This window comes from Streptomyces sp. NBC_00887, assembly GCF_045207585.1.
In genome coordinates this window covers 6,499,339-6,511,454 of the sequence record NZ_CP108788.1, presented here as the reverse complement: position 1 = coordinate 6,511,454, position 12,116 = coordinate 6,499,339, and the positions used below count along the sequence as shown (strand labels likewise).

The 12,116-nt window shown below is 69.2% G+C and carries 18 protein-coding genes, 1 tRNA gene and 1 pseudogene; 5 read left to right on the top strand and 15 right to left on the bottom strand.

Features of this window, described 5'->3' with window-relative positions; genetic code table 11:
- Window positions 1–152: 152 nt before the first annotated feature.
- From OG844_RS29825 to OG844_RS29795, 7 genes and pseudogenes are all read right to left on the bottom strand, one after another.
- Entirely contained in the window at window positions 153–452 is a 300-nt protein-coding gene (locus tag OG844_RS29825; RefSeq protein ID WP_406394438.1) for a tetratricopeptide repeat protein, read from the bottom strand.
- Window positions 453–493: 41 nt separating this feature from the next.
- Window positions 494–973 (bottom strand): annotated as a pseudogene (locus OG844_RS29820) (MFS transporter); the annotation flags it as partial.
- A 7-nt stretch (window positions 974–980) separates the two neighbouring features.
- Window positions 981–1,448, bottom strand: a complete 468-nt coding sequence (locus OG844_RS29815; protein WP_406394436.1) for an ArsI/CadI family heavy metal resistance metalloenzyme — start codon at window positions 1,446–1,448, stop codon at window positions 981–983.
- A 34-nt stretch (window positions 1,449–1,482) separates the two neighbouring features.
- The gene (locus OG844_RS29810; protein WP_406394434.1) at window positions 1,483–2,859 is read right to left on the bottom strand and encodes an NAD(P)-binding domain-containing protein; all 1,377 of its coding nucleotides are present in this window, start codon (window positions 2,857–2,859) and stop codon (window positions 1,483–1,485) included.
- A 461-nt stretch (window positions 2,860–3,320) separates the two neighbouring features.
- A complete protein-coding gene (locus OG844_RS29805) occupies window positions 3,321–4,412 on the bottom strand; it encodes an ArsO family NAD(P)H-dependent flavin-containing monooxygenase (RefSeq protein WP_406394433.1) in 1,092 nt (363 codons plus the stop codon).
- Window positions 4,409–5,488 (bottom strand): ACR3 family arsenite efflux transporter, encoded by a 1,080-nt coding sequence (arsB, locus tag OG844_RS29800; protein ID WP_406394432.1) that lies wholly within the window; start codon window positions 5,486–5,488, stop codon window positions 4,409–4,411. The genes OG844_RS29805 and arsB overlap by 4 nt, the downstream gene beginning before the upstream one ends.
- A complete protein-coding gene (locus OG844_RS29795; protein WP_384609334.1) occupies window positions 5,485–5,793 on the bottom strand; it encodes an ArsR/SmtB family transcription factor in 309 nt (102 codons plus the stop codon). Before OG844_RS29795 ends, arsB begins: the two co-directional genes overlap by 4 nt.
- An 89-nt stretch (window positions 5,794–5,882) precedes the next feature.
- Here OG844_RS29795 and OG844_RS29790 point away from each other — a divergent pair, with 89 nt between their 5' ends.
- From OG844_RS29790 to OG844_RS29770, 5 genes are all read left to right on the top strand, one after another.
- Window positions 5,883–6,296 (top strand): arsenate reductase ArsC, encoded by a 414-nt coding sequence (locus tag OG844_RS29790; protein WP_406394430.1) that lies wholly within the window; start codon window positions 5,883–5,885, stop codon window positions 6,294–6,296.
- On the top strand, window positions 6,293–7,252 hold the full coding sequence (gene trxB / locus OG844_RS29785; RefSeq protein ID WP_406394429.1) for a thioredoxin-disulfide reductase: 960 nt from the start codon (window positions 6,293–6,295) through the stop codon (window positions 7,250–7,252). Before OG844_RS29790 ends, trxB begins: the two co-directional genes overlap by 4 nt.
- Before the next feature lie 12 nt (window positions 7,253–7,264).
- Window positions 7,265–7,591, top strand: coding sequence for a thioredoxin (gene trxA, locus OG844_RS29780; protein ID WP_406394427.1), 327 nt, complete (start codon window positions 7,265–7,267; stop codon window positions 7,589–7,591).
- A gap of 112 nt (window positions 7,592–7,703) precedes the next feature.
- Window positions 7,704–7,940, top strand: coding sequence for a hypothetical protein (locus tag OG844_RS29775; protein ID WP_406394425.1), 237 nt, complete (start codon window positions 7,704–7,706; stop codon window positions 7,938–7,940).
- A gap of 159 nt (window positions 7,941–8,099) precedes the next feature.
- A tRNA-Arg gene (locus OG844_RS29770) sits at window positions 8,100–8,172 on the top strand.
- A gap of 71 nt (window positions 8,173–8,243) precedes the next feature.
- On the opposite strand, the gene OG844_RS29765 is transcribed toward OG844_RS29770, so the two are convergent.
- The 8 genes from OG844_RS29765 to OG844_RS29730 all read right to left on the bottom strand — a co-directional run bounded on the left by OG844_RS29765 (window position 8,244) and on the right by OG844_RS29730 (window position 12,109).
- Entirely contained in the window at window positions 8,244–9,395 is a 1,152-nt protein-coding gene (locus OG844_RS29765) for a tyrosine-type recombinase/integrase (protein ID WP_406394423.1), read from the bottom strand.
- Complete coding sequence (locus tag OG844_RS29760; protein WP_030075792.1) at window positions 9,395–9,583, bottom strand: helix-turn-helix domain-containing protein; 189 nt, start codon at window positions 9,581–9,583, stop codon at window positions 9,395–9,397. Before OG844_RS29760 ends, OG844_RS29765 begins: the two co-directional genes overlap by 1 nt.
- The gene (gene repSA / locus OG844_RS29755; RefSeq protein WP_406394421.1) at window positions 9,580–10,992 is read right to left on the bottom strand and encodes a replication initiator protein RepSA; all 1,413 of its coding nucleotides are present in this window, start codon (window positions 10,990–10,992) and stop codon (window positions 9,580–9,582) included. Before repSA ends, OG844_RS29760 begins: the two co-directional genes overlap by 4 nt.
- Entirely contained in the window at window positions 10,989–11,156 is a 168-nt protein-coding gene (locus tag OG844_RS29750) for a hypothetical protein (RefSeq protein ID WP_406394419.1), read from the bottom strand. The genes repSA and OG844_RS29750 overlap by 4 nt, the downstream gene beginning before the upstream one ends.
- A gap of 5 nt (window positions 11,157–11,161) precedes the next feature.
- Window positions 11,162–11,344: a hypothetical protein gene (locus OG844_RS29745; protein WP_406394418.1), complete on the bottom strand. Its 183-nt coding sequence runs from the start codon at window positions 11,342–11,344 to the stop codon at window positions 11,162–11,164.
- 89 nt (window positions 11,345–11,433) lie between these two features.
- The gene (locus OG844_RS29740) at window positions 11,434–11,718 is read right to left on the bottom strand and encodes a hypothetical protein (protein ID WP_406394417.1); all 285 of its coding nucleotides are present in this window, start codon (window positions 11,716–11,718) and stop codon (window positions 11,434–11,436) included.
- Window positions 11,719–11,732: 14 nt separating this feature from the next.
- Window positions 11,733–11,921 carry a mobile element transfer protein gene (locus OG844_RS29735; protein ID WP_385488361.1) on the bottom strand — a complete coding sequence of 63 codons (189 nt, stop codon included), beginning with the start codon at window positions 11,919–11,921 and terminating at the stop codon, window positions 11,733–11,735.
- 2 nt (window positions 11,922–11,923) lie between these two features.
- Window positions 11,924–12,109 carry a hypothetical protein gene (locus OG844_RS29730; protein ID WP_406394416.1) on the bottom strand — a complete coding sequence of 62 codons (186 nt, stop codon included), beginning with the start codon at window positions 12,107–12,109 and terminating at the stop codon, window positions 11,924–11,926.
- Window positions 12,110–12,116 lie beyond the last annotated feature (7 nt).

Genomic DNA, 12,116 nt, shown 5'->3' with positions numbered 1-12,116 from the left:
ATGACGCCGGTTCGGGACGCCCGAGGTCAGGATCAAGCGTCCGGGACCGGGCGGGGTCGGGACAGTCCTGGGTAATGAGCGGGCGAGGTCGGGACAGTCCTGGGTAAGAAGCGGACGGGTCGGGACAGTCCCAGTTAAGCGAGCGGGCGGGGTCAGGGAGCGGGCGGCTCGATGTCCGAGTCGAGTCTCCCCCACGCCTGCACCGCGAGCGTGGTCGGATGTTCCGCCCCCATCGTCGCCGCGGCCCGCTCCAGGGCGTCCTGATGCAGGGCCGCCGCCTCGTCCGTCGCTCCGGTCGCCCGCAGGTCGATCGCCAGGTTCGACGCACACCCGATCGCGTCGTAGTGATCGGCTGTCAGGATGCGGACGAGGTCGGCGTACGCCTCACGCTCCAGCGCCACCGCCTCTGCCGTCCTGTTGTTGGTGACCAGGGCGGTCGCGTGGTTCATCATGCTCGTCAGCGTGTACGGATCGGCGGCGCCGAGAACCTCCCGGTACTGTCCAGACCGCCGGCAAGGGTGACGATGGTCAGGGCACGGACGCGGTCCGGTCCCCACCAGCGGGTCAACGCCGCGAAGGCGGGCTGGTAGAAGGTGGCGGCCATGGCGATGCCGACCATGAACCAGGCGGCCGTGAATACGTAGAGATTGGGGGCCACGGCGATGACCAGCACTGCGGCGACTGCGAGCAGCGAGCCGGTGGTCATCACGGCGCGGGGGCCTCGCCGGTCGAGGATGCGGCCGACGGGTATCCCGGCGACGGCGGAGTTCAGCGGCGCGGCGGAGAACGCGGCGGTGGCGGCGCTCGTGGACCAGCCGGTGTCTGCGGTCAGGTGCGGGAGCAGGACGGGGAAGGCGTAGTAGAGGATTCCCCAGCTGGTGATCTGGGTGGCGCACAGGGCGGGGAGGGCGGCGCGAGGCCGCGACCGGTCCCCGGTTCCGGTCGCGGCCTCGGAGGTGCGAAGGTCGGTCATCTTCAGGTCAGCAGCAGCCCGAGCCGGCGACGACGGACGTTTCGCCCACGCGGGCGTCGGCGGCATCCGTGCCGCAGCAGGTGCTGCCTTGCTGCTTGGCCAGGGAGTCGGCGTCGGCCTTCACGACGTACACCTCCCAGGGCTCCTGGCCGGGGCCGTGGACCCAGACCTTGTCCTGGAGGGCGTAGCAACAGGTCGTGCCGTGTTCCTCTGCTGTGGCCAGACCCGCATCGGACAGGCGGGCGGTGGCAGCGTGCACGGCTTCGGTTATGTCGACCTCGACACCGAGGTGGTCCATGCGGGTGTCCTCTCCCGCCTTCCCTTCGATCAGGACGAGCTTGAGCGGGGGCTCCGTGATGGCGAAGTTGGCGTAACCGTCGCGGAGTTTGGCCGGCTCTGCGCCGAAGAGCTTGGTGTAGAAGGCGATGGACGCGGCAAGGTCGGGGACGCGGAGGGCGAGCTGTACACGGGACATGGCGTGCCTCCTGCTGTGTGGTTGGGGTGAGGGCTCAGCAGCCGCCGGAGTTCGCCGGGGCTCCTACGCCGATCTGCAGGGTGGTCGGGGTGGCGCAGCAGCCGCCGCCTGCCTCGGACTCGGCCGCGCCGGGCTCGTCGAACAGGCCGGCTCCACCGCAGACCCCGGTCTCGGGGAGCGTCAGCTCGACGCGTTCCGCCGCCTCCTGGTCCCCGGCGAGCGCGGCCGCGATGGAGCGGACCTGCTCGTAACCGGTCATGGCGAGGAACGTCGGCGCCCGGCCGTAGCTCTTCATGCCGACGAGATAGACGCCCTTCTCCGGATGGGAGAGCTCGTTGACGCCGTGCGGGTAGACGGTGCCGCAGGAGTGCTGGTTGGGGTCGATCAGCGGGGCAAGCTCCGTCGGGGCCTGGAGTCGCTCGTCGAGGCCGAGACGGAGCTCGGAGACGAAGGACAGGTCGGGGCGGAAGCCGGTGAGGACGATGACCTCGTCGACCGGATCGAGTCGGTGTCCGCTCTCGGCCACGAGCACCAGTTGGTTGCCGGCCTTCTCGACGACGCCGGTACGGAAGCCGGTGGCAGCCGAGGCGTACCCGTCCTCCACTGCGGCCTTGGCCGCGAGGCCCAGCGCACCGCGGGCGGGGAGCTCGTCGGCTTCGCCGCCACCGAAGGTGGAGCCGCTGATGCCGCGCCGCAGGACCCACACGGCGTGCGTGCCCGGGACGTCCTTGGCCAGGTCCGCCAGGTAGGCGAGGGCGGTGAACGCGGATGCCCCGGAGCCGATGACGGCGGTGCGCCTGCCTGCGTAACGGGCGCGTACGGACGGATCCCTGAGATCGGGGACGCGGTAGGAGATGCGGTCGGAAGCCGTGCGCTCGCCGAGAGCCGGGAGGCCGTCGCCGCCGATGGGGCTGGGTGTGGACCAGGTGCCGGAGGCGTCGATGACGGCTCGGGCGGTGATCCGTTCCTCGGTCCCGTCGGTGTTGAGGATGTGCACGGTGAAGGGCTGCTGCTCGCGGTCGGCATCCACGACCCGGTCGCGGCCGAGGCGGGACACACCGGTCACGCGGGCACCGAAGCGGACCGCGTCGCCCAGGGTTTCGGCCAGCGGCTGCAGATAGCGCTCCGCCCAGTCGCCACCGGTGGGGTAGGTGGCTCCGTCCGGCTTCACCCAGCCGGTGGGGGCGAGAAGCTTCTCGGCTGCCGGGTCGACGAGCTCGGCCCAGGTCGAGAAGAGGCGTACGTGGCTCCATTCCCGGACCGCGCTGCCCGCACTGTCTCCGGCCTCCAGGACCAACGCTTCGATGCCGCGCTCGGCAAGGTGGGCTGCGGCGGCCAGGCCGATCGGGCCGGCACCGATCACCACAGCGGGCAGGTCGTTGGTGGGCACCCCGTTGATCGGCGCAGTCACGATGACTCCAGTTATTTCGATGTCTGTCGATCTCTTGCGTCCAGGATGCCACCTGCTTCGATGAACGTCAACATAGACATACGTCGAATCAAGGGTGGAATGATGGAGCATCTCGATGTCGCGGTCATCGGCGGCGGAGAGTCCGGCCGGCTGCCCCGCAGGCCCTGCGGAAGCAGGGGCTGGAGCCGGTGGTGCCGGCGGCCTCCGGGCGGACGACCGGCCCTTGGCCGCCTGCTACGACAGCCTCACCCGGTTTTCCCGGCCCGGTACAGCTCGCTGCCCGGCCTGCCCGTCGGGGAGCGCGTCAGCGAGGTCCGGGCGGACGAACGGGTGCGCGCCGGCGCTGGAGAGCGGACTCACCTGACGGCACGCGCAGCGGTCGCGGCTACCGGCGGCTTCGGCAAGCCGAACCGCACCGCCCTGCCCGGGCTCCTTCACCGGGACCTCCTGCACGTCACGGACTACCGGGCCCCGGAGCCCTTCGCCGGACAGTGTGTCTCCTTCAGCAGGGCGGAGATCTCCTGAGCGGCGGAGCGGGCGGGGCTGCCCACGCCGATGAGGGTGGCCGAGGCGGGGCCGGTCCAGTCGCCGTATCCGAGCAGGTGGAGGCGGGGTTCGTCCGTGGCCCGAGTACCTGTCGTGGGGATGTGGCCACGGAGCCCGCGCAGGCCGAGGGGCGCCAGGTGGGAGAGGGCAGGCCGGAAACCGGTGCACCAGATGATCGCGTCCGCGTCCGCCCGGGTGCCGTCGGCCCATTCGACCCCGGTCGCGGTGACGCGGCTGAACATCGGGGAGGCTTTCAGCAGTCCGGCGTCGCGGGCCTCCCGCACGGGCGGTACGGCGACGATGTCGCCGAGCGAGGCGACTCCGCCGGTGTCGGCGCGACCCTCGTCGAGCGCGCGACGACGGGCGGTGGCGGCGTCGAACAGGGCGCGGCCGTCGATCTCGTCGGCCAGGAACCGGGCCTCTCGCCGAGTGACCCAGGTGAGATCGGTGTCGTACGCCAGGTCGGCGGCAATCTGGGCCCCGGAGTTCCCGCCGCCGACCACGACGACGCGCTGCCCGGCGAAGTCCTGCGGGCGGCGGTACTCCATGGTGTGCAGCTGTACGCCGGTGAAGTGGTCCCGGCCGGGCACCGTGGGCAGAAACGGGCGCCACCAGGTACCCGTAGCGCTGACGACGACGCGGGCATGCCATGTGCGGGCGTCGGTGCTCACGCGCAGCAGCGACCCATGCCTGTGGACGCCCTTGACGCGGACGTGTCGCTGGATCGGCAGCTCGTAACTCTCTTCGTAGTCCGTGAGGTAGGAGACGACGTGCGCGGCGTCGGGATACGTCTCGCCGGGTTGCGGTGGCATGAGCCTGCCCGGCAGGGAGGAGTACGCCGCAGGGGAGAACAGGTGCAGCGAGTCCCAGGTGTGCCGCCAGGCGCCGCCCGGCGTGGTCTGGCCGTCAAGAATGACGAAGTCCACCCCGAGGCGGCGCAAGTGGTAACCGGCGGCGAGCCCTGACTGACCGCCGCCGATCACCACCACATCCGCGTCAGGGGTCACGACGTGGCGAACTTCCGCCGCCAGGCAAGCGACACGTACACAAGGGCGATCAGCACCGGGACCTCGATCAGCGGGCCGACGACGCCGGACAGGGCCTGCCCGGAGGTCACGCCGAACGTGGCGATGGCGACGGCGATCGCCAGCTCGAAGTTGTTGCCGGCCGCGGTGAACGCGAGGGTCGTGGTGCGCTCGTAGTTCAGGCCGATCGCCTTGCCGAGCAGGAAGGTGCCGAACCACATCACGGCGAAGTAGACCAACAGCGGCAACGCGATACGGACGACGTCCAGCGGCTGCGAGGTGATGGTCTTCCCCTGCAGTGCGAACAGGACGACGATCGTGAACAGAAGGCCGTACAGCGCCCAGGGACCGATCCTCGGGAGGAAGGTGCTCTCGTAGGACTCACGGCCGAGCTTCTTCTCGCCGATGCGGCGGGTCAGGAAGCCGGCGAGCAGGGGAACGCCGAGGAAGATGACGACGTTCAGCGCGATCTTCCACATGGAGATGTCCAGCGGCTCCCCGTTGCCGAGGCCGAGCCAGCCGGGCAGCAGGTCGAGGTAGAACCAGCCGAGCACGCCGAACGCGATGACCTGGAAGACGGAGTTCAGCGCCACCAGCACGGCCGCCGCCTCGCGGTCTCCGCAGGCCAGGTCGTTCCAGATGATGACCATGGCGATGCAGCGCGCCAGGCCGACGATGATCAGGCCCGTGCGGTACTCGGGCAGGTCCGCGAGGAAGATCCATGCGAGGGCGAACATCACGGCCGGGCCCAGGACCCAGTTGATGACCAGCGAGGAGATCATCAGTCGACGGTCGCCTGTGACGGCGTCAAGGCGGTCGTAGCGGACCTTGGCGAGGACCGGGTACATCATGATCAGCAGGCCGACGGCGATCGGCAGCGAGATGCCTCCGATCTCGAACCTTGCCAGAGCATCGTTCAGGCCCGGGATCAGCCGGCCGAGCCCGAGGCCGAGGCCCATGGCGATCAGGATCCAGACGGCGAGGAAGCGGTCGAGCGTCGACAACTCGGCGACGACCGAGGGGTCCCCGGTCGTCGCGGCTGGTTCGGTACGCGTCACGGACAGGCCCTCTTGTTCTCTGCGGCGGTGCGCGCGGTGGCGGCCAGCGCGGCGAACTGGTCTGCGAGCTGCGTGATGACGTCGGGGCGCAGCTTGTAGTAGGTGAAGCGTCCGCACGGCTCGGTCTCCACGATCCCCGCCTCGCGCAGCACTCTCAGATGGTTCGAGAGGTTGGTCTGCTTGGCACCGGTCTCCTCGACGAGGTGGGTGGTGCACAGCGTCTCGCGGGCGAGCAGGGTCACGATCTGGAGCCGCAGGGGGTCGCCCAGAACTCGGATCAGTTCAGTGTCGACTGACGTCATCATGTACTGATACTCTCACATCAGTGGTCGCTGACACCACCGGATGCTGATGCGAATCGGTTCCGACCCGAAACGAAGCAAGCGAGACTTCGATGCCCGACAAGCCCTCCGTGCTGTTCGTCTGTGTCCACAACGCAGGCCGTTCCCAGATGGCCGCCGCATGGCTCAACCACCTGGCCGGGGACCGCGTCGAGGTCCGCTCGGCCGGATCCGCCCCCGCCGGCTCCGTGAACCCGGCAGCCGTCGAGGCGATGCGTGAGGTCGGCATCGACATGTCCGCCGAGACCCCCAAGATCCTGACCGTGGACGCGGTGAGGGAGTCGGACGTCTGCATCACGATGGGCTGCGGCGACACCTGCCCCGTGTTTCCCGGCAAGCGCTACCTGGACTGGAAGCTGGACGACCCGGCCGGCCAGGGCGTCGAAGCCGTGCGACCCATCCGCGACGAGATCAAGAAGCTCGTCGAAGGACTCATCGAAGAGATCGCCCCGGAGGCCGTGAAGTGACCGCTGAGAACGAGATCCGCAATGTCATAGTCATCGGCTCGGGCCCGGCCGGCTACACCGCCGCGCTGTACACGGCGCGGGCGTCGCTGAAGCCGCTGGTCTTCGAAGGGTCGGTGACCGCCGGAGGCGCGCTGATCCAGACCACCGAGGTCGAGAACTTCCCGGGCTTCCGCGACGGCATCATGGGCCCGGACCTGATGGACAACATGAGGGCCCAGGCGGAGCGCTTCGGCGCCGAGCTGATCCCCGACGACATCGTCGCCGTCGACTTCAGCGAGGACATCAAGACCGTCACCGACACCGCGGGCACCGTTCACCGCGCCAAGGCGGTGATCGTGACGACGGGGTCGCAGCACCGCAAGCTCGGGCTGGAGCACGAGGACGAGCTCTCCGGCCGCGGCGTCTCGTACTGCGCGACCTGTGACGGCTTCTTCTTCCGCGAGCACGACATCGTCGTCGTCGGGGGTGGCGACACCGCGATGGAAGAGGCCACCTTCCTCTCCCGCTTCGCCAAGTCGGTCACCATCGTGCACCGCCGCGACTCGCTGCGTGCCTCCAAGGCCATGCAGGAGCGTGCCTTCGCCGACCCGAAGATCACCTTCGCCTGGAACAGCGAGGTGGCCGCACTCCGCGAGCAGGACGGTAAGCTCGCCGGCCTCACCCTTCGCGACACCGTCACCGGGGACCTCTCGGAGCTGCCCGCCACCGGCCTGTTCGTGGCCGTCGGGCACGACCCGCGCACCGAACTGGTCAAGGGGCAGCTGGACCTGGACGACGACGGCTACCTGAAGGTCGCCTCTCCCTCCACGCGTACGAACGTCCCCGGCGTCTTCGGTGCCGGCGACGTGGTCGACCACACCTACCGCCAGGCGATCACGGCGGCGGGTACCGGGTGCGCGGCCGCTCTGGACGCCGAGCGCTACCTGGCCGCACTGGCCGACGCCGGAACCGAGTAGAAGGACACTGCCATGGCACTGAAGAACGTGACGGACGACTCCTTCGAAGAGGACGTCCTCAAGAGCGACAAGCCCGTGCTGGTGGACTTCTGGGCCGCCTGGTGCGGACCGTGCCGCCAGATCGCGCCGTCCCTCGAAGCCATCGCGGCCGAGCACGGTGAAAAGATCCAGGTGGTGAAGCTCAACATCGACGAGAACCCGGCCACCGCCGCCAAGTACGGCGTGATGTCCATCCCGACGTTGAACGTCTACCAGAACGGTGAGGTCGCCAAGACGATCGTCGGCGCCAAGCCGAAGGCCGCCATCGTGCGCGACCTCGAGACGTTCATCGGCGACTGATCCGCCGCCCGCCGCCCGCCGCCCGCTGGCTGAACAGACTCTGAATGCCGGACGAACGGATCGCGGAGGCCGGAGCTTTGGCGCATGGGGTGCGGAAGTCCACCTCGGCGAAGTGGAGCTCCATCGCGGCGAAGCACCTGAGGCAGATCCCGCCGGACACCCACGTCGGCGCCGCCTCAGGGGCTTCCGCCGAGGCCGCGAATCCCAGCACTCCAGCTTCGACCAGAGCAACCGCCCCGCGAGAGTCCCCGCCTACGGGGCAAACGCGGCCCCGCTGATCTACATCGGCTACGCCTCGCTGAGCAACTCCGTCGCACGCGCCAAGATCGCCCATTCGCTCGCAGCCTGAGCCGGCACCCACCTCTCTCCGCCCTCGGACCAGACGCCACCCGCTACACTGACCGCGGTGGCTACGCCCTCACAGGCCGCCACCACGACCTGTCGCTGAACAAGCCTGAGCGTCCGCCTCCCCAGGCAGACTTTCAGACACGTTTTCCGACAGATCCCCGCCTTCGTAGCTCAGGGGATAGAGCACCGCTCTCCTAAAGCGGGTGTCGCAGGTTCGAATCCTGCCGGGGGCACAAGCGAAAAGACCCCGGACCGATCATGGTCCGGGGTCTTTGACATCCACGTCTGACATCAACGGCGGCGGTCAGTCACGGCCGGGCCGCCTCTTAAGCAGCCTGTCCATGTGGCTGATGGCTTCGCGCTGGGTGTCCTGGACGACGTGCGTGTAGACGTCCATGGTGATGCTGATCTGGCTGTGGCCGAGGATCTCCATCACGACGCGAGGAGCCACCCCGGCCGCGGTGAGGATCGTGGCACAGCCGTGCCGGGCATCGTGAAGGCGGATCACCCGGAGGCTGGCTGATTCGGCAACGCGGGTGAAGGAGCGGTAGACGTTCCGCGGCTCCACCGGGCGACCGGTCCGAGTGACGAAGACATGCCCGCCTTCCTGCCACGACTCCCCCGCTCGAGCCTTGGCGGCAACCTGTCGCATCCTGTGCCAGCGAAGGGGCGCGATGCACATGGCCGGGAGCGGCACAGCCCGTCGGCGTCGCCCCTTGGGATCGTCGTCGTAAAGAACACCGCGCCGCCGCTGGGTCTGCTGGCGGACGTAGAGGACTCGGTTGTCCAGGTCCACGTCAGTCCAACGAAGCCCGACCAGTTCCCCGCGCCGAAGGCCCATGGTGATGGCGAGGACAAACGCGGCGTAGAGCGGATCCTTGCGCGCCGCAGCCAGGAAGGTCAGGGTCTCGTCCAGGGACCAAGGGCTCAGCTCTCTCGACTTTGCCCGGGGTGGTTCAACAAGGCTGGCTACGTTCCTAGTGATCAGTTCTTCCCGACAGGCCGCAGTGAGGGCGGTGCGCAGAACCCGGTGCGATTCCTTGGCAGTAGCCGCGGTGGTCTTGTTCTCCAGCTGGACGAGGAAGCGCCGGACATCAGCGACACCGAGCGACTCCAACCGCTTCCCTCCGACCAGGGGCACCAGGTACAGCCGGACGTGCGCTTCGTACTTGTCGTACGTGCTGAGCTTGCGCCGAGGCTTCACCACATTGTCGAGCCAGTAGGGCAGCCACTCGGAGAGTTTTGCAGACCGCGTGGGCACGGGGACGCCCTGGTCCACTTTGCCGAGCAGGTCACGGCGCTTGGTGTCGCACTCGGCCCAGGTCTTGCCGTAGGCGAACTTGCGCGCGCGGGTGCCGTCCGGCTGGAGGACGTAGACCGCGGCCTGGAATCGGCCGTCCTTGCGCTTGGTAATGGTGCCCGCGCCATTGGGATTGCGCTTTCGCTGAGTGCCCATCAGGCGGCCTCCTCGATCTCGTTGACGATGAAGTCCCGAACGGCGTCGGCGGGGATGCGCCGAGATCGACCGATGGTGATCGAGGTCAGTCGGCGCGAACGGATCAGGTCGTAGACGGTGGAGCGCCCGAGCTTGAGCCGCGCCATGACCTCAGGCACGGTGAGCAGTTCGGCAGTTGCGGTGGTCATGCGTCGGCCCCTTCCAGTACGAGTTGGTCTTGCAGTTCGACGCGGTGTTCGCGGGCGTGGTCGCGGTTGTGTTGGATGTCGCGGTGGATGTTGGCGGCGAGCCAGGATTCGCCGGGGGTATGGCCGTGGCCGGCGTAGGCCCAGTGCGCGAGCGTGAGCGTGGTCGCTTCGGGGTGGTCGTCCGGGTGGGGCAGGCCGAGGGCTTCGCGTTGCTGTGCGGCGCGGTAGTCGGCGCGGACCTGGCGGAGGGCCCCGAGGGTGGTGGAGTAGCGGCGTGACTTCGTGGAGAAGTGGCCGCGGAAGCCGAGCATGTGGGCCCAGTCGCGGAGCTTGCGGTCGGGGTAGGCGTGGTGGAGGTCGAGGCACGCTTCGATCAACCGCCGGGGGTGTTCCGGGACGTCGAGGAGGATCAGGGCTTCTTTGTTGCCGATGCGGTGGTCGACGGTGCCGGTGGTCTCGGCTGCTTTGGTGGCGTACTTCGCGACGTAGGAGGCCACGGCCTGTTCGGTGAGGTCTTCGCCGTTCCCGAACGCGCCGATCGCCTGAACGTCGAGCTGTGTGCCCCAGCGCAGTACCCAGTCATTGGGCATCCCTGAGGCCGGGTTGGCCGGCACGGTGACTTCGACCCGGGCGGCAGCTGCGCGGATCGCGTCGTCGAGGAGATCGAGGGTGGCCCAGGCCGGGGGCGGCGAGTCCGGGCCGTCGGGTCCGTCGAAGCGGATCACGGCGTGGAAGTGGACCGCACCGCGCTTTTGGTACTCGGCGACCTTGCCGAAGGAGAGCCGGGACTGTTCGCGGGCTGCTTTCTGGGTGAGGCCGGCTCGGCGGGCGATCTCTCGGCGGAGGTAGATCGTGAAGTAGCGCCAGAGGTCAGAGGCGTGGTTGTTCCACAGCACGGCGCCGGCGTAGTCGTAGGTGGCCGGGTCGAGCGGGGTGCCGAGTTCGGGGGCGGTTTCGGGGTGGTGGGTGCCGCAGCGGCAGGGCCGGCTTCCGAGCCGGTTGTGGACGGGGCCGAAGGAGGGGGCGGTGAGGGTGGCGAAGACGCGGGGATGTTCGCGGATGGTGTGCGGGGTGCCTTTGTCGGGGTCTCCGGTGAGGCCGGCGCGGATGAGGTGGTAGGTGTCGCCGGCATAGGTCCAGGCGCAGGCGGGGCAGCGGGAGGCGCGGCGGTTGCCGCAGGCGATGCGTAACAGGCCGCCGGGCTCGGTGTCGGTCGTGTAGTGGTGCAGGAGGGTGCCGGTTGCCCGGTCGGTGGTCCTGGTGGCGCCGCTGAGGTGGATGGGCTGTGCGCATCCTTGGGTGCGGCGGATCTGTTCGTTCCAGCGGTCGAAGCCGGTGGACCCGGCCACCCTCAGCACATCGGCGAGGGTGGTCGGGTCCAGGCCCGCCGCAGTGGCGGTGTCCGTCACTGGTTCTCCTTGGGCGGGTGGTTGTCGATCCAGTCCTCGGCGCACACCTTGTGGACGGGCTTGCCGCGGTCGGAGCGCAGCGGGGTGGGCTTGTCGCAGAGGACGCAGGGCTTGTCGCCGGTGGGGTCGAAGTGCTTCTTGTCGCTCCAGTTCAGGAGGGCCATGGAGATCACGCCCCGGCACGGGCGTAGGCGCGGGTGGGGGCGGTGTGGCCGGTGCCGTGGCAGGCGGGGCAGTCTGCGGTGATGGTCTGCCGGCGTCCGTCCGGGGTGGTCTGGCCGGTGGTGATGGTGACCTGGGGGAAGCCGTCACAGTGGGCGCAGATCGGCCGGGGGCGGATGTGCTGGGGCATGATGGGATCTCCCTTTCGGGTCCGTTGGATCTGGAGTGGGTTGGGCGCCCGGGGCGGCGGATACTTGGCGGTTGAGGCCGCCCCGGGGGCTACTTGCAGCGGTGCGAGGAGCGCTTGAGCGTGAGGCCCACGCCGCCGGTTGCCGAGAGAACAGCGACCGTCGCGGCGGCGACCACGTGCAGGGTGACCGCGATCATGAGAACGATCAGGGCGATTCCGCCGGTGATCGTGAGCGCGAGCAGGATGGGACCGGTGTAGTTGCGGGGTGCGGGCCGGACGATGACGATCTGGCGGGCGTCGGTGCCGGGCGGGAGCTGCGCGAGCAGGTCAGCCGGGATGTGACCGGCGTTGAGCTGGTCCTCGGGGTAGCGCACGGAGTCACCTCCGGTCAGGGGTTGCAGCGGTGGGTTTTGGCGGCGAGTTCCGCGGCGGCGCGGCCGTGGTAGTCGGCGGAGAAGTTGCAGCCGGGGGCGGTGCAGACAGCGGTGTGTTTGGTGCGGCCCCGGCCGTCGTAGTGCGTGCCGACCTGAACGGGGCCGATACGGATCACGTCGGTGAAGCGGTTCGGGCGCGGCATGGTCAGTCCTCCTGGCGGAGGCTGTTGCCGGGGAACTCGTTGAGGATTCGGGCGGCGTCGGCCGGGTTGTCGGTCCGGTCGGCCGCTTCCTCGGCGAGCAGGCGGGCGAGGGTCGGGCGGCCGGCGTCGGCCATCTCCCGGGCAGCGGCGACGTAGTCGGCGGGTCGGTTGAAGTTGAGCAGGGCCATCTACTGA